13 protein-coding genes are annotated in these 16321 nt (G+C 55.4%); 9 read left to right on the top strand and 4 right to left on the bottom strand.

Annotated elements, in window-relative coordinates:
• Positions 1–24 precede the first annotated feature (24 nt).
• Both I6I94_RS10550 and I6I94_RS10545 read right to left on the bottom strand, forming a co-directional pair.
• A complete protein-coding gene (locus I6I94_RS10550; RefSeq protein ID WP_201620681.1) occupies positions 25–1602 on the bottom strand; it encodes a hypothetical protein in 1578 nt (525 codons plus the stop codon).
• A 162-nt stretch (positions 1603–1764) separates the two neighbouring features.
• A complete protein-coding gene (locus I6I94_RS10545) occupies positions 1765–2673 on the bottom strand; it encodes a proteasome assembly chaperone family protein (RefSeq protein ID WP_006887388.1) in 909 nt (302 codons plus the stop codon).
• 368 nt (positions 2674–3041) lie between these two features.
• Between I6I94_RS10545 and I6I94_RS10540 the strand changes: the two genes are divergently transcribed.
• The 4 genes from I6I94_RS10540 to I6I94_RS10525 all read left to right on the top strand — a co-directional run bounded on the left by I6I94_RS10540 (position 3042) and on the right by I6I94_RS10525 (position 8674).
• Positions 3042–4547 (top strand): leucyl aminopeptidase, encoded by a 1506-nt coding sequence (locus tag I6I94_RS10540; RefSeq protein ID WP_126853251.1) that lies wholly within the window; start codon positions 3042–3044, stop codon positions 4545–4547.
• Positions 4548–4901: 354 nt separating this feature from the next.
• On the top strand, positions 4902–6284 hold the full coding sequence (lpdA, locus tag I6I94_RS10535; protein WP_094757733.1) for a dihydrolipoyl dehydrogenase: 1383 nt from the start codon (positions 4902–4904) through the stop codon (positions 6282–6284).
• 152 nt (positions 6285–6436) lie between these two features.
• Complete coding sequence (gene sucB / locus I6I94_RS10530) at positions 6437–8113, top strand: 2-oxoglutarate dehydrogenase, E2 component, dihydrolipoamide succinyltransferase (RefSeq protein WP_094757732.1); 1677 nt, start codon at positions 6437–6439, stop codon at positions 8111–8113.
• Between the two features lie 213 nt (positions 8114–8326).
• Positions 8327–8674 carry a hypothetical protein gene (locus I6I94_RS10525; protein WP_037234981.1) on the top strand — a complete coding sequence of 116 codons (348 nt, stop codon included), beginning with the start codon at positions 8327–8329 and terminating at the stop codon, positions 8672–8674.
• A 103-nt stretch (positions 8675–8777) separates the two neighbouring features.
• On the opposite strand, the gene I6I94_RS10520 is transcribed toward I6I94_RS10525, so the two are convergent.
• Complete coding sequence (locus I6I94_RS10520; protein WP_201620680.1) at positions 8778–10142, bottom strand: serine/threonine-protein kinase; 1365 nt, start codon at positions 10140–10142, stop codon at positions 8778–8780.
• 224 nt (positions 10143–10366) lie between these two features.
• Between I6I94_RS10520 and lipB the strand changes: the two genes are divergently transcribed.
• The 3 genes from lipB (at position 10367) to I6I94_RS10505 (ending at position 13067) form a co-directional block, all read left to right on the top strand.
• A complete protein-coding gene (lipB, locus tag I6I94_RS10515) occupies positions 10367–11053 on the top strand; it encodes a lipoyl(octanoyl) transferase LipB (protein WP_201620679.1) in 687 nt (228 codons plus the stop codon).
• Between the two features lie 133 nt (positions 11054–11186).
• Positions 11187–12194, top strand: coding sequence for a lipoyl synthase (gene lipA / locus I6I94_RS10510; protein WP_094757729.1), 1008 nt, complete (start codon positions 11187–11189; stop codon positions 12192–12194).
• 162 nt (positions 12195–12356) lie between these two features.
• On the top strand, positions 12357–13067 hold the full coding sequence (locus I6I94_RS10505) for a DUF4191 domain-containing protein (RefSeq protein WP_006887396.1): 711 nt from the start codon (positions 12357–12359) through the stop codon (positions 13065–13067).
• Between the two features lie 73 nt (positions 13068–13140).
• Here the strand turns inward: I6I94_RS10505 and I6I94_RS10500 are convergent, their stop codons facing one another.
• Entirely contained in the window at positions 13141–13584 is a 444-nt protein-coding gene (locus tag I6I94_RS10500) for an RDD family protein (protein ID WP_232018529.1), read from the bottom strand.
• Positions 13585–13786: 202 nt separating this feature from the next.
• On the opposite strand from I6I94_RS10500, the gene glnA reads away from it, so the two are divergent.
• Both glnA and I6I94_RS10490 read left to right on the top strand, forming a co-directional pair.
• Positions 13787–15211: a type I glutamate--ammonia ligase gene (glnA, locus tag I6I94_RS10495; RefSeq protein WP_037234971.1), complete on the top strand. Its 1425-nt coding sequence runs from the start codon at positions 13787–13789 to the stop codon at positions 15209–15211.
• Positions 15212–15454: 243 nt separating this feature from the next.
• Positions 15455–16321: a GRP family sugar transporter gene (locus I6I94_RS10490; RefSeq protein ID WP_128087931.1), complete on the top strand. Its 867-nt coding sequence runs from the start codon at positions 15455–15457 to the stop codon at positions 16319–16321.

Below are 16321 nucleotides of genomic sequence, written 5' to 3'. Positions count from 1 at the left end.
TCCCTACGGCAGGGCCGCTTGTACCTACGTGGCGACGGGGTATACGTTGAGGACGCTAAAACGTGCAGGCCCGCGCCAGCACCGGGCGGAGTCGCCTAACCACAGGGGCAGCAGCCCAAGGTGAAGGGCATCATCCAACGGAGTGTGCTCCTGCACGTGGCGGTGCGCTTCCTCGTTCAGCAGGTTCGCATATGAACTGGTTCCGCGCATCCAGTTGATCCAGGCTTGAACAATGCGCAGCCGCCCCAGCGGCTCACCGCAGGCTGCGGGAATGAGCAAAGAACAGAGTACTTCAAGAGCGTTAAGACGTTCCCAGCGGGGACTGACTGTTTGGTCTGTCCCGCACAGCAGACGTGCCATTGCTTCCGCGTAGTCTGTCTGCGTTTGGCTGACATCGGTGGCGCTGCGTTGCACTGTCAGATGTGTGCGGCGCACCCAGTCGTGCCAACCGGTGCGGACGCCCGATGGGGACCCCACCCGGTGTTGTTTACCGTGCAGTGTCTGCAGGAATGAAGAGGGCAGTGTGTTACGGCGGCGCGGAGGAGCCCCGTAACTACCCGGCTCAATGGCGGTGCCCTCCCCCGTGGTGGTGGGTGCTGGCTCCGTGAACCGTCCGCCGTATCCTTCAAGCACCCGCAGCGAATCTGTGAGGGTGGCTGCCGCACAGTACGTCACTAAGTTAATCGTGCCGTACGTGTTGAGGCTAGCAGCCAGATATCCGGCTACCTCTGCGGGTAGAAGCTGACGCATCCTATCCCCCACAGTGGTTCTTTGACCTGCTGCTAAGGTGCGCATCACCCAGCGTATTGCTTCTAGTGCGGTTTCCCAGTAGCAGAGCTCAGCCCCTTTCTGCTGACAGTAGGAGTGCGCCTGCAAGAGGTGAGGGTCTTCCCCTTCAGCGTGTCGTAGCTGATATTCCTGGGTGTATGTGCGGTACCAGAGCTCTGCTGCAGCTTCCCAGTCTTCTCGGGCGCCAGTATCTGCGGTGGCTGCGGTATCCCACGGGTTGGTGGTGCGCGCCTCGGATGCGGTTGCGGCGATACTTTCACCCCGTACAGTCTGGGCTAGATGGTAGGGGCTCATCAGAATATCTTCTACAAAACCGGCGAAGATAAGCCTGTTCTGCTCATGTGATAGCTCCCAGATAGTGGTGTCTCCCAGAACGATGCAGTCGAAGCATTCCAGCCCACCGGTGACGGTGGAGTTGGTCAGCAGCGGAAGCCACCGTTCAACGCGATGCGCTATTGCGGCATCACGCTCACGTTCTGAGGTGCTGGGCAGTGTTCGGGTTCCGCTGGCAGTTTGGCGTGCACGTAGGTTATCGCGGTCTGCTGTGCAGTAGAAAGCGATGAACCGGTCGATGGGTTGCGCTCCGTCAATAGTTGCTGGCAGCAGACTGAAAATACGGTGCAGATATGCGGCGGTATTATCTTCTGGGCCGGGCAGGTCAATGCGCACACAAGGGCCAATATTGTGCGCAGCTAGAGCGACCACCACGAAGGATTCCTGCGGCCAGTAGCCCAGCTGGTGCAGCATAATCGCTGCCATGTCTTTACAGGTGCGAATACACGTTTTTACGGTGTTGAAGTTCTGAGAAGTCATGGCTACATAATGACTCAAAGCAATCTTTAATACATCAAATGATATAAAAATGTGGATGGTAACTCTAAGCAGTGCAGAAAATAGCCCCTGTGGATAGCACTACCAGCGATATCCACAGGGGGCCCTCTCATTATGAAGTTTTGTGAACGTTACCCTCGCGACCTACTCCCGCTCATGCAGGAACTGCTCAAAGAGCGCCCCAATCTCATCACGCCCCAGCACCTTATCGGCATCCCGCTGCGAGAGCGGAATCAGCATATTGGACGACCGATAGTTCGCATCATAGTTCTCTTCATAGCTGGAAACCATTGACTGCACTTCGGGATGCTGAGCCATCTGCTCATTAATCTGCCCGTGTACGGTGCGTGCAGCCTCCCGCAGCTGATCGGTCGGTAAAGACAGCCTCGTAGCCATCGTTACATACTCCAATGCGGCGAGAGTGCCCTGGGGCAGGTCGGCATCCGAAATATACTGCGGTACATTGACCCCGAATCCGACCGTGTCGAATCCGTGCTCCGTGAAAAGAACCTCAAGCAGGTTCGTCATATTCGCATGCAGTTCCGCTTTAGGGCGCCATGCAGAAATACCGTCAATAAGGTCTTTGCGGGAGCCGTGGGCGGTCACCGGCACAGGCCGCGTATGAGGCACCGGCATAGGAAACGCCGATATAAACACCACCAGGGAGGGCTGCAGCCGCTGGGCGATACCGAGCATAGCCTGCTGAAAACGCTGCCACTGAAAGTCTGGCTCCGAGCCTGTCAGCAGCAGAAACGGTTTATCAAGGCTGTCCTCCACCACATATAATTTCAGCTTCGGAAAAACTGGGTCTTCAAAGTGGTCACGGTTAAAAACGATGTGCGGCCTACGTGCCCGGTAATCGTGCAGCTGATCGCTATCAAACTCCGCAATAGCCACATGTTTCAGGTTGTCTAATAGGAAGGTGCCGAACTGACCAGCTGTAGCCCCGGCATCCTGAGGACTGGAAAAGGCCACAACAAGCGGTAAATCGCGCAGACGTTCATCGCTGAGAATACTATTTTTTGCCAGGTAAAGGTCGTCAGGGTTTAACATCTACTACTCCTTCCTGGAATCTCGCCGCGCGCGGCCCTCGTCTACGATTGACATTCACCGCACCATACCCCAGCGCATTAGATAATTCATTTCAGTCTAAAACATACATGAGAGGAATACCGGGGTTTACACCCCCCAATTTGCGCACGGTGAACAGATTTACTAATGATATTCATCACTTTACTTACGCAAAACACTCTCACTTATGGGCAGGTTTTCCCGCGTCTATATGCTGCCTGCGGTGTACAGTAGAGGATGATACGCACCATCTGTAGATGTTGCCTCACGTGCACGCACAGTGTGTGCACACCCTAGTCAACTAGGCGCCCACCTCTGCCCGGGCCCCACCCAGCACGAAGGAGTACCCTATGTCCCTATCCCTCTCCGTGGCCCCCACCAACCTTGAATCCCTCGAATCAGATGTCCTTGTTGTAGGGGTTTACGCGGGTGAAGAAAGCCCTCGCTTAGCCCCCTGCGCCCTCTCGCAGGAAACCGTCGAAGGTATCAATGAGCTCCTAGAGGCTCTTGGCGCCACCGGGGCCGCCGATCAGCTGCTTCGACTCCCCGGCGCGGAAGACGCAGGGGCCGACACCATCGCACTCATCGGTTTGGGGCAGGAAACAACCAATGCCGCCGAACGCCTCGCAGCTTTCCGCTACGCTGCTGGTTCTGCCACCCGCCAGCTCATTGGCGCAGAAGAGATCGCCATTGATTTCGGCACAAACGCCCCCGCAGAAATTGAGGCCATAGCGTACGGCGCAACCCTTGGCTCCTTCAGCGAAAAAGGAATGCGGGGCAAATCGGCCAGTTCCGTCAAAGATGAGGCTGAAACCATCCTCATTGTCTCCGAGGTACAGCCTGCCGAAGCTGAAGAGGCGCTCACCCGCGCACTGGTGCTCGGCGAAGCCACCAAGCAGGCGCGCCATCTGGTAAATCAGCCGCCCTCGCACCTGTACCCCGAGTCTTTCGCCCAGCAGGCCCAGCAGCTCGTCTCCGAGTATGAGGATGTGAGCATTGAAGTATACAACTATGAGCGTCTACTCGCCGAAGGGTTCGGGGGTATCGCGGGCGTAGGCCAGGGCTCTCCCCGCAAACCTGTACTCGCAGTTGTAAAATACACCCCGGCCGATGCCAAGGCGTCCATCGGGCTGGTCGGCAAAGGCATTACCTTTGATACCGGCGGCAACTCCCTCAAACCGGCAGCGTCCATGATGACCATGAAATGCGATATGGCCGGCGCTGCCTCCGTCCTTCAGGCCACTCTTGCCGCTGCGGAGCTGAATATTCCGGTTCAGGTCACTGGCTACCTCTGCCTAGCGGAAAATATGCCCGGGGGCGAATCGTTACGCCCCGAAGACGTGATTACCATCCGTGACGGGCGCACCGTAGAAGTTCTGAATACTGACGCTGAAGGGCGCCTAGTCATGGCAGATGGTATCGCGCTCGCCTCAGAAAACGAGCACGACGTCATTGTCGATATCGCCACCCTCACCGGTGCTGCTATGGCGGCGCTAGGGTTGCGCACCGCCGCTCTGATGGGCGATGAGCAGGTGCGTGAGCGTGTTCTGCGTGCTGGCGAAGCAGCGGGTGAAGCATACTGGCCAATGCCGCTGGAGTCGCACCTGCGCGCCTCAATGAACTCGCCTGTGGCAGATATTAAAAACATGGGCAGCCGCTACGGCTCCATGATGATCGCCGGGTTATTCCTGCAAGAGTTCGTGGGTGAAGTGGAAGGCCAACGCATTCCCTGGGCTCACCTTGACATTGCGGGCCCTGCGTTTAATGAAGAGTCACCTTTTGGGTATACCCCGAAGGAAGGCACCGGTTTTGGCACCGCCACGCTGGTGAACTTCATTGAGTCATACGCGCAGTAGTCACAACCTAGCCGCCGCGGGGCGCACAGCCTGGTCAAGAACACCGTAAGGGTGAACGAGTTGGGTGGGAGGCGAATAGGGTTAGCTGAGCCCACCTCCCACCCACTTTTGTGTACAATTTCACACCTTGACTGTATCCGTAAGGTGGAACAGAAAAATTTTGAATGGATTGTGCGATTAATAGCGCAAAATTGCCGTTAGTGAACTTAAACCGACGGCGACAGGGGTATTGTTGTAGATAAGTGTTTTTATACACTGCACTTGGCGTGCGCCCTCCGATACGTGCGCTGGTCGCGGGTAGAAAAGCACAGAGATAAAGAACTCATTTGCACGGGGGTTGAGCCCCCACAACCTATGCAAGGGAGCAACATCGTGGCTCAAGAATTTGACATCCTCATCCTCGGCGGTGGCTCCGCTGGTTATGCAACCGCTTTGCGTGCGCGCCAGCTAGGCTTCTCCGTTGGCCTGATCGAGAAGGATAAGGTGGGCGGCACCTGCTTGCACACCGGCTGTATCCCCACCAAGGCTTACCTTCACGCCGCTGAGTTGGCTGAGGATGCTCGTGAAGCCTCCAAGGTCGGTGTAAACACCGAGCTACAGTCCATTGAGATGGGTAAGGTTCGCAACTACAAGGACGGCATCGTTGGGGGCAAGTTCAAGGGTCTCTCCGGCTTGCTGAAGATGAAGGGTGTTGAGGTTATTAACGGTGAGGGTAAGCTCACCGGCAAAGACACCATTACCGTGAACGGCACGGAGTACAAGGGTAAGAATATTGTGCTCGCTTCTGGCTCTGTTTCCAAGACCTTTGGTCTGCCCATTGAGGGGCGCGTGCTGACTTCCACTGAGGCGCTGGAGATGGATTACCTGCCGAACAGCGCTATTGTGCTTGGCGGCGGCGTGATCGGTTGCGAGTTCGCGTCCATGTGGAAGGCAATGGGCGTGGATGTAACCATTATTGAGGGCCTGCCCAACCTCGTTCCTAACGAAGACCCCTCCATCATTAAGGTGCTTGAGCGTTCCTTCAAGAAGCGCGGTATTAAGTTCAACACCGGCACCCTGTTCGAAAAGGTTGAGCAGGACGCTAACGGTGCTAAGGTCACCTTGGCTGACGGCAAGGTATTTGAGGCTGATATCGTTCTGGTCGCTGTTGGCCGTGGCCCCAACACCGCAGGTATGGGCTATGAAGAGCAGGGTATCCCCATGGATCGCGGCTTCGTGCTGGCTAACGAGCGTCTGCACACCGGTGTGGGCAATATCTACGCCGTTGGTGATATTGTTCCTGGTGTCCAGCTGGCTCACCGCGGGTACCAGCAGGGTATTTTCGTGGCAGAAGAAATTGCTGGCCTGAACCCCTCTGTGGTTGAAGACGTTAACATCCCCAAGGTCACCTTCTGCGATCCCGAGATCGCCTCGGTCGGTTACTCCGAGCCGAAGGCTAAGGAGAAGTTCGGCGCCGATAACGTTGAGGTTGCGGAGTACAACCTGGCTGGCAACGGCAAGTCCTCCATCCTGGGCACCGGCGGTATTGTTAAAGTTGTGCGCGAGAAGAACGGCCCCATTGTTGGTGTTCACGCCATTGGCAAGCGTATGGGTGAGCAGATCGGTGAGGCTCAGCTGTGGGTTGCTTGGGAAGCATTCCCTGAGGATGTCGCTAAGTTCATCCACGCGCACCCGACCCAGAATGAGTCCCTGGGTGAGGCCGCTATGGCTCTGAACGGCACCCCGCTGCACGGCTAAGCGCCCCTACCACCTAAAAGATGGTTTCGCACCCGCGAAACCGCAGGTTTGCGGATGCTCCACGCGGCATTCTCAAAGAATGGCCGCGTGGGCTGTATCCCTGCCACACAGTTTCCTAATTCAAGCATTCACAAGGAGAACGGGAAGAAAATATGTCCCACACCGTAGAACTGCCCGCATTGGGCGAGTCCGTGACCGAGGGTACCGTTACCCGCTGGCTTGTTGCCGTTGGTGACACCATTGCCGTTGATGAGCCGCTGGTTGAGGTGTCCACCGATAAGGTCGATACCGAGGTTCCCTCCCCCGTCGCTGGCGTTGTTGAGCAAATCCTAGTGGAAGAGGATGAGGACGTTGAGGTTGGCGCCCCCCTCGTAGTTATTGGTGATGGTTCTGGCGCAGCACCGGCTGCTCCTGCGGCTCCTGTTGCAGAGGCCCCCGCCGCCGCTGCAGCTCCTGCTGCCCCCGCAGCACCGGCGGCACCGGCCGCAGCTGCTCCCGCTGGTGCAGCGTCCGGTCAGGAAGTTACCTTGCCTGCGCTGGGTGAGTCCGTGACCGAGGGTACCGTTACCCGCTGGCTGAAGGAAGTCGGCGAACAGGTTGAGGTTGACGAGCCGCTGGTTGAGGTGTCCACCGATAAGGTTGATACCGAGGTTCCCTCCCCTGTGGCGGGCACCCTGCTCGAGATCCGCATTCAGGAGGACGAAGACGCCGAAGTTGGCCAGGTTCTAGCTATTATTGGCGATGCCTCTGCCGCCGCACCGGCACCGGCTGCTCCTGCTGCTCCGGCCCCTGTTGCTGAGGCTCCGGCAGCTGCTGCTCCTGCTGCACCCGCTGCGCCTGCAGCAGAGACCCCGGCACCCGCCGCTGGCGTACCGGCAACCGCTGATGGCGAAGCATACGTCACCCCGCTGGTCCGTAAGCTCGCTAAAGATAACAATATTGACCTGTCGACCGTGAAGGGTACCGGCGTAGGCGGCCGCATCCGTAAGCAGGACGTACAGGCAGCTATTGCCGCTAAGGGCTCAGCTGCGCCCGCTGCCGCATCGGCAGCACCGGCTGCTGCAGCTGGTGCGTCCAAGGCTCCTCACACCTTCGAGGTTTCACCCAAGCGCGGCACCGTTGAGAAGACTGCACGCATCCGCCAGGTTATTGCAAAGCGTATGCGCGAGTCCCTAGACACCTCCACTCAGCTGACTCAGGTCACCGAAGTGGATATGACCCGTGTGGCACAGCTGCGTGCCAAGGCTAAGGATGGCTTCCTCGCTCGTGAGGGCGCAAAGCTGACCTTCCTGCCGTTCTTCGCACAGGCTGTGACCGAGGCCCTGCAGCAGCATCCTGCCCTGAACGCTTCCATGACCGAGGATCTGAAGCAGATTACCTACCCCGATTCCGAGAACATCGCAATCGCTGTAGATACCCCCAAGGGTTTGCTTGTTCCCGTTATCAGGAACGCATCAGACCTGGGTATTGCTGGCTTGGCAAAGGCTATTGCCGATTTGGGTGGACGCGCACGCACCGGCGATATTGCTCCTGAAGAGCTGGCTGGTTCAACCTTCACCATCACCAATATCGGCTCCTTCGGCGCACTGTTCGACACCCCGATTATTAACCAGCCGAACGTGGCTATTTTGGGCACCGGTAGCATCGTGAAGCGCCCCATGGTTGTTAAGGATGTGGACGGTAACGACTCGATCGCTATCCGTTCCATGTGCTACCTGTCGCTGACCTACGATCACCGTGTGGTTGATGGTGCAGATGCAGGTCGCTTCCTGTACACCCTCAAGACCCGCCTGGAAGAGGCTAACTTTGAGGCTGAGGTCGGCCTGTAAGGCTCGCTAGGTAGCGTATATACAGCCACGATGTGGAAGGCGGCGTCGGTTCATGTAACCGGCGCCGCCTTTCGTTGAGTATTTTTGTATGTCTGGTTGTATGCGGTGGGCGGCTGAGAGGTTTTATGGCGCTGTACCTCTTGGGATGTTTCATCTGCGACATTGGTACGTCACGAATAGACATTTTAGTGACAGGGTGTCACAATATTTTCCATGCATATTCTTACCGGCGTTCTTGTGTTTTTACACATTATTGGCGCATCACTCATTATCGGTCTGTGGGTCGCTCATTTCCGCACCCCAAAAGTTCTTCCGGGGCAGTTTCACGCTTCGCTTCTCATGCTTGTAACGGGGCTGATTCTGGTGGGTATCGCAGAAATGAGCGGCGGTGTTAACCACATTAAAATTGCAGTCAAAATTCTTTTGGCACTCGGTGTTGCCATTGCCGCGTTTATTGGCCAGCGCAAACATAAAGCTGGTGAGCCAATCTCTACCGGTTTAGCACATGCTGTAGGTGGGCTCGCTGTTATTAATGTGGCGGTCGCAACCATCTGGCACTAGATAATTTCTGAAGGATACTCCCCGAGGCACCTAGCCCCGGGGAGTATCTTTATACGCGCCACTATATCGCTTATTTAACGAGCGTAAGCGTACTGCACTACATTCACTCGCTCACCGGGACTGCGCTTGCGATACGCCAGCGACCGTTATCCTGATGGAGTTCAAAGGTGACTTTTTGAACCGCCATACCATCTTGCATACGCACCCCTTTATCACGTAACTCAGCTTCTGTAGGTGTGTACCCTGGGGCCTGCACTTCTGCTGTTAGTGCCAGCGTGTCCCCTTTGTGTTCTACCTTAGTGAGGGAGCGAACCTGCAGTGTGGGAGCGCCTTTTTCTGTAAGTTCACGGTTACGTTCCTCAATAAGAGTTTCAATTATTTTGCGTTCGTCATCGTGCTCGTTTGCGGCAGTCGTCGCAGAGGCTGTCTGCACGGGGGCACTGTCGTGCGAGCCCAGCTGGTAGCTCACAACTCCAACACCCACTGCAAGAGTGAGAGCGAGTGCACCAAGCAGCATACGGTTCTTGGAGGTTTGGAGGATTTTTTTCTGTGGTTTATTGGATGATTCCTGCCGAGCTTTAGGTTCTTTCGGGCGAGCCTTAGCAGCCGGTGCGTTCTGCACAGGTTTACTCTTACTGCCTTGCTGTTGGTTACTTGCAGCAGGCATGCGTTCCCGCACATCTTCGGGTGCACTCAGGTAGGCGTTGAGCGGCACTGCCTGTACTTTACTGAAGACCTCAACGATAGTCTCTAGCGAAGGCAGGTCTGTATCCAGCACATTTTCCAGCGTGTATCCCATATTTTCGGTAATGTCCTCTGCCGCTAAGGGCAGCGGAATGCGTTCGTGGGCAGCAGCGGGAGGTTTACCGGTGAGGGCGTGCCATAGCAGCCGCGCGAGAGCACGGGTGTCTTCGGCTTGCGCTAGGGATAGTGCACTGGTGCTGAGGTTGCCGGGAGCATGGCGTGTGTCAATGAGTTTGGGAGTGCCATGGGTTGAGATCAGCACGTTTTCGGTGGAGATAGCTCCGTGAATAAACCCCTGGTGGTGTAGATGAGCTAGACCTTCGCACAGACTGCGGGCCAGGGAGGCCACCTCCGCAACGGGAATATGCTCACGGGCAGCCAGGAGGGCTGATAAAGTCCCCGCTTCCAGAGGCTCATACCACTGCAGAGTTCCGGCGCTCTCTATTTTCTGCGCAGCTTCTGCGGTGCCGGTAAGGTGCTGAACAGCGAGTAGGGTGGCTAGACCAGGGTTGGGTTCTAGGGAGCAGAGCGCTTCGGCAAGGGCGGAGTCATCGGCTGCATTAAGCCGCATAAGTGTGTATATTCCCGGTTTGAGGCCCAGCGGGTGCTCACCTGTTTGAGCAGTGGACGGCGCATTGTCAGAGGGTTTAGGGCAATATTCCACTCGCCAAATGGTTCGGCGTGCATCCTCGGTGAGAAGGTTTAGGTACTCAATATTCTCCATATATCTTTTATACCTAAAATACTCAAAATGCATCAAATATTATCCACATGTTGTAAGTGTTGGATGATTTTTCACAGTTTCCGAGGTGCACTTCAGCCTGACCTGTGTAATATTCTGTAATATTTTGCGGGTATATCACTCGCACCCTGCCTATTGTTCGCCCATTACCCGAATCAGGGGTACCTAATTTTTTATCCCTCGCCTGCGGTACTAAGGTAGTAGGCATGTCCGTGATTATTGAGCGCGTGGGTTTTGCCCCGAACTATGTGAACTACACTGAAAGTTTGGATGAGCAACGCCGTATTCACGCAGAAGTTGCTGAAAGAACCCGCAATAACACTATTCTGCTGCTTGAACATGAGGCTGTTATCACTGCGGGTAAACGCACTGAGGATCACGAGTACCCAACCGATAAGACTACTCCTGTGGTGAAGATTGACCGTGGCGGTAAGCTCACGTGGCATGGCCCCGGCCAGCTCACCGGCTACCCGATTGTTCGTTTGCCTGAACCGATTGATGTGGTGGCCTATGTGCGCCTCCTTGAAGAGATCATTATGAATGTGCTGGCCGAGTTTGGCATTAAGGGTGAGCGTGTTGAGGGGCGTTCTGGCGTGTGGGTTTTAGGGGATGAGCATACCCCGGATCAGAAAATCGCCGCCATCGGTATTCGTGTTTCAAAAAACACAGCAATGCACGGTTTCGCCATTAACTGCTGTAATGAGACTGCCCCTTTTATGCAATTTATTCCGTGCGGCATCACTGATGCAGGCGTGACCACCATGAGCGAGCAGCTGGGGCGTACGGTGACCCCTGCTGAGATTCTTGAGCCGCTGGAACGGGAGCTCACCCGGTATGCCGACCGGTTAGCTGAGTCATTTGAACCAACCCCATCCGCACAGGCGGCAGTATAAATACCCAGGTGGGATTAGCCTACTTGGCTGGCGTATCCCACGTAACACCGGTTTTCGCTTGCCACCAGCGGGCGTAAAATAAGTTTTAGCCCATACTACGCCGAGGGCACATCCACTATAAGGAGCAACATACATGAGCATTAAGCCTGAGGGTCGCAAGCTGCTGCGCGTTGAGGCTCGCAATGCTGAGGTTCCCATTGAAAAGAAGCCGCACTGGATCAAGACTAAGGCTGTTGTGGGACCCGAATATAACGAGATGAGGGAGCTGGCGCGCGGTCAGGGTTTGCACACCGTGTGTGAGGAGGCGGGCTGCCCCAATATTTACGAGTGCTGGGAAGACCGTGAGGCAACCTATCTGATTGGTGGCTCTGAGTGCACTCGCCGCTGCGATTTCTGTAATATTGCGACCGGTAAGCCCGCCTCAGTGGATTATGCCGAACCGTTTAAGGTTGCGAAGAACGTGAAGGTGATGGGCCTGCGGTATGCCACCGTGACGGGCGTGGCACGTGACGATCTTGAGGACGGTGGTGCTTGGCTCTATGCCGAGACCACGCGTCAGATTCATAAGATGTGCCCGAACACCGGTGTTGAGATGCTGATCCCCGACTTTAAGGGTAAGCCTGAGCACGTGCAGAAGGTGATTGATGCTCGTCCCGAGGTTTTCGCGCATAACCTGGAGACTGTGCCGCGCATCTTTAGGCAGATTCGTCCGGCGTTCCGTTATGAGCGTTCACTTGATGTGATTACTCAGGGTAAAGAAGCCGGTATGGTCACGAAGTCCAACCTGATTTTGGGTATGGGCGAGACAAATGAAGAGATTTATGAGGCCCTGTGCGATTTGCACGACGCCGGGTGCGATATTATCACCCTAACCCAGTACCTGCGCCCCGGTCCGCTTTTCCACCCTATCGAGCGTTGGGTAAAGCCCGCCGAATTTTTGGAGCTTTCGGCGATGGCTGAGTCGATTGGTTTCGCTGGTGTCATGGCTGGGCCGATGGTACGTTCCTCATACCGTGCCGGCCGTTTGTGGGCACGAGCAATGAAGAAGAACGGCTACACGATCCCAGATAACCTGGCTCATATTGAGGATGGCGGCGTAGCGCTTCAGGAAGCCGCTTCTCTCGTGGCTGCTGGCATGTAGTTTGGCCCCGGACACTCTTTGTAGGCAGGCCCCGCCGTTACTCCCTCTTCTTCGGGAGCGGCGGGGCTTGTCGTACCCTGTGGGCTTCAGGTTTGTAAGCTAGAATTATTCTTTGCAGTGTTTCAACTGTCTTATACCCCAGCTGTCTAAAAGGAAAGCACCGTGGCAGATAAAGAAGAGAAGAAGCAGAAGCCTAAACGTCAGGGAACGTTCTCCCAGATGAAGCAGGTCTACCAGATGACGAAGAAGTCCGACCCGAACATTGGGTGGATTCTGTTGTTCTGGTCTGCACTGACCCTGCTCGTGTTTGTGGCGGTGGGCGTGCTGTTGAATAACTGGATTACGCTCCTTATTCTTGGTGTTGCGGCCGCGGCTATTGTGGCGATGCTGATTTTGAGCAGGCGCGCGCAGAACGCAGCTTTCACCCAGATTGAGGGGCAGCCGGGCCGTTCCGGTGCGGCAATGAACTCTGTGCGTCGCGGCTGGATTGTTGAGGAGCAGCCGGTGGCGGCTAACCGTCACCAGGACCTCGTGTTCCGTGGCCTCGGTAAGCCGGGGATTGTGCTGGTGACCGAGGGGCCGTCTTCTCGCGTGCAGAACCTTGTGAGGACCGAGAAGAAACACCTTAACCGGGTAGTTCCTGGTGTTCCGGTACACGTGATTGAGACCGGTCATGACGAGAACCAAGTGGAGCTTAAAGACGTTGTCAAAACGATGAATAAGCTGCCGAAGACCCTAACCCAGAAAGAGATGCAGGATGTTTCTGGGCGTTTGAGCACCCTGAATAACATACGTAACCCTATGAATGGTATCCCTAAGGGTGTTGACCCGAACCGGGTGCGTCCGGATCGTCGCGCGATGCGTGGCCGCTAGTTTTTGTGCGTGCGCTGCTGCCCCCAACGCTGTATGGCGTTGGGGGCAGCAGTTGTTTAAAGCAGTGTCCTGTTTAGCGGATCCGTACCAGTACGGTTTTGCAGATTCGGTCGTGGATACCACGTGCGTCGGAGTCCATGATGACCGCCGGAAGTATCAGCATGGTGAGGGTGCCGCGGATTAGCCCTTTGAGCCAACCAGCCGGGCGCCCGTTGAGAGTTTGTACCTGCACTCCTACCGCCAAGTGTCCTAGTGTGTGGCCCATGAACCCGGTCAAAAGCACTGTGTACCCCCAGAATACGAGCAGAGTCAGCAACGGGTCATTATCCGCGAACAGTAGGATCGGCAGGTAGCACACGTACCAGTCGATGAGGAACCCGATCAGCCTAATACCCGGCCGAGCTATCGCCCCGGGACCCTTCTGCGGGCGCCCTAAATGCTCACCAGGGTACTTCTGGTTACTTGGGGCGCCGTTAAGCCACGAGCCTAAGTCCTCACGTTCAATCATGCTCTTCATTATCCCGTATCTTCTGTGCTGGTTGTTATTTTGAAGGTGTTGACGCTGCTCAGACCGCTGTGGCGTGGGCGTGTCGCGGCAGGAAATGTAACGTTCTTGAAACATAAAAGACACGCAAGGGTAAAAAATACCGCCTATGCTAGATAGTGGCGTGTGGCTCACAACTGCCGCCGCCCAAACCAAAACCTAAGGAGCATTCCGAATGTTTACCAGTCCCCAGGAAGTTCTCGACTTTATTAAGGACGAAGAAATCGTCTTTGTCGATATCCGATTTACCGACATGCCCGGCGTGCAGCAGCACTTTAACCTTCCGGCTAAGGCGGTGGATGAGGACTTCTTCATTCATGGTCAGCTGTTCGATGGCTCCTCTATCCGTGGTTTCCAGGGGATCGCAGAATCTGATATGCAGCTCATCCCGGACATTGACTCGGCCTATATTGATCCGTTCCGTATGGAGAAGACCCTGGTGATCGTGTGTTCTATTGTGAATCCCCGCACCGGCGAGCCGTATCATCGTGACCCGCGCGGGGTGGCCGAGCGTGCCGAAGAATACCTGAAATCTACCGGTATTGCAGATACGGCGTTTTTTGCTTCCGAAGCTGAGTTCTTCGTCTTTGAGGACGTCCGTTACCAGGTAGAGCCCAATTCTGTGTTCTATACGATTGATTCCGATGAAGCATACTGGAACACCAGCCGCAAGGAAGAAGGCGGCAACCTTGGTAATAAGACCCCTGTCAAGGGCGGTTATTTCCCGGTTTCCCCTGTCGATAAGCAAGCCGATCTGCGTGATGCTATGTGCGTGGCGATGGACCAGGTGGGGCTCGAAGTTGAGCGCAGCCACCATGAGGTGGGCTCCCCCGGACAGGCTGAGATTAACTACAAGTTCTCCACTCTCACCAATGCCGCTGACGACCTGCTGAAGTTCAAATATGTTATTAAGAACACCGCCGATGAGTGGGGCAAGTCGGTCACGTTCATGCCTAAGCCGGTGTTTGGGGATAATGGCTCGGGTATGCACTGCCACCAGTCGCTGTGGATGGGCGGTGAGCCGCTGTTCTATGATGAGCGTGGTTACGCGAACCTCTCTGATATTGCCCGCTGGTATATTGGCGGCCTGATTGAGCATTCCTCCGCCGTGTTGGCGTTTACCAACCCGACCGTGAACTCCTATAAACGTCTGGTGCCTGGCTATGAGGCCCCCGTGAACATGGTGTACTCGCAGGGTAACCGCTCAGCCGGTATTCGCATCCCGATCACCGGTGCCAACCCGAAGGCTAAGCGCCTGGAGTTCCGCGCGCCTGACCCCTCGTGCAACCCTTATTTTGCGTTCTCGGCACAGCTGATGGCCGGTCTTGACGGTATCCGCAACCGTATCGAGCCGCCAGCACCGATCGATAAGGACCTGTACGAGCTTCCCGCCGAAGAGGCTAAGGATATTAAGAAGGCTCCCGCTAACCTTGAGGAGGCGCTGGCTGCACTTGAGGCAGACCACGACTTCCTGCTCGAAGGCGGCGTGTTCACTGAGGACCTGATTCAGGCATGGATTGATTACAAGCGCACGAACGAGCTTGAACCGCTCTCGCTAATTCCTCACCCGCTGGAGTACCAGCTGTACTACGGTGTCTAATCGGTAAGAACCCAAACTTAGTGTGCCCCGTTCCTCCAAACACCAGGTAAAGGAACGGGGCATCTTTTGTTTTAAAATCTCAAACAGCACGGGTATCTGCTGGACCCGAAGTTTATAAAAACAGGATAAGCTAGAGTGAGCTTATAGTCGCTATAGACGTTTCAAAAAATGGTAGTTAACGTTCCTTCCAAGGAACAGCTGTATATTCTGTGTTCTCTCATAGTGCCTAAGGAAATATTTTCCATGAATATCCTTATCGGTCTTATACCCGCGCTATTCTGGGGCATTCTGCCGCTGTGCGTATCTAAAATCGGTGGTAAACCGACTCAGCAAATTATGGGTACCACGATGGGCGTGCTCCTCATGGGTATTGCCACGTCCCTGCTTTTCTTCCCGATGCGCATTGACGCTTGGGCATTTTTTCTGTGCTTCCTCTCAGGGGCAAGCTGGGCGTTCGGGCAAATAAACCAGTACCGCGCGTTCACCCAGATCGGTGTTTCTCAAACCATGCCTTTATCAACTGGCATGCAGCTGGTAGGCACCTCGTTAATGGGTGTGGTGGCATTCGGCGACTGGGGTACCGCGCAGGCTAAAGTGATCGGTGCCGTGGCTCTGACGCTTATTATTATCGGTATTTGGATGACCACGAAACAGGAACATCCCGAGCCACACTCGGGCGGAAATATGCGGTCCGGTGTTATCACACTCTTAATTTCTACCATCGGATATGTCGGATATTCATTCTTCCCCAATTATGTGAGTGTAGACGGGTGGTATAAATTCATGCCGCAGTCAGTAGGTATGGTGGTAGCGGCTATCACGATGTCTATGCTGACCCGCGATGGCACCCGCCCTTGGGATAAGAAGTCTTTGCAGAACATTATCTGCGGCGTGATTTTCTCGGGTGCTGCGTTAGCCTACCTAGTGTCTATTGAACCGCATCGCAATGGCGTTGCCAGTGGGTTTACGCTTTCACAGATGAACGTTATTATCTCGACTTTGGGCAGTATCCTGCTATTGGGCGAGAAGAAAACAAGGCTGGAACTGCTGTACGTCTTAGGCGGACTTGCTCTTGTAGTTATTGGCGGCGTTCTCATTGGTACGCTTTAG

Source organism: Rothia aeria, from assembly GCF_016726365.1.
GTDB lineage: Bacteria > Actinomycetota > Actinomycetes > Actinomycetales > Micrococcaceae > Rothia > Rothia aeria.
Note: the sequence above shows the minus strand (reverse complement) of the source record. Positions and strands in the feature narration are given on the sequence as shown.

Bases quoted from the DNA above. Each gene is read 5' to 3' on its own strand.
- I6I94_RS10525 (WP_037234981.1), top strand. From the start codon at position 8,327: ATGCATATTCTTACCGGCGTTCTTGTGTTTTTACACATTATTGGCGCA.
- lipA (WP_094757729.1), top strand. From the start codon at position 11,187: ATGAGCATTAAGCCTGAGGGTCGCAAGCTGCTGCGCGTTGAGGCTCGC.
- I6I94_RS10550 (WP_201620681.1), bottom strand. From the start codon at position 1,602: ATGACTTCTCAGAACTTCAACACCGTAAAAACGTGTATTCGCACCTGT.
- I6I94_RS10545 (WP_006887388.1), bottom strand. From the start codon at position 2,673: ATGTTAAACCCTGACGACCTTTACCTGGCAAAAAATAGTATTCTCAGC.
- I6I94_RS10520 (WP_201620680.1), bottom strand. From the start codon at position 10,142: ATGGAGAATATTGAGTACCTAAACCTTCTCACCGAGGATGCACGCCGA.
- sucB (WP_094757732.1), top strand. From the start codon at position 6,437: ATGTCCCACACCGTAGAACTGCCCGCATTGGGCGAGTCCGTGACCGAG.
- lipB (WP_201620679.1), top strand. From the start codon at position 10,367: ATGTCCGTGATTATTGAGCGCGTGGGTTTTGCCCCGAACTATGTGAAC.
- I6I94_RS10490 (WP_128087931.1), top strand. From the start codon at position 15,455: ATGAATATCCTTATCGGTCTTATACCCGCGCTATTCTGGGGCATTCTG.
- lpdA (WP_094757733.1), top strand. From the start codon at position 4,902: ATGCAAGGGAGCAACATCGTGGCTCAAGAATTTGACATCCTCATCCTC.
- glnA (WP_037234971.1), top strand. From the start codon at position 13,787: ATGTTTACCAGTCCCCAGGAAGTTCTCGACTTTATTAAGGACGAAGAA.
- I6I94_RS10500 (WP_232018529.1), bottom strand. From the start codon at position 13,584: ATGAAGAGCATGATTGAACGTGAGGACTTAGGCTCGTGGCTTAACGGC.
- I6I94_RS10540 (WP_126853251.1), top strand. From the start codon at position 3,042: ATGTCCCTATCCCTCTCCGTGGCCCCCACCAACCTTGAATCCCTCGAA.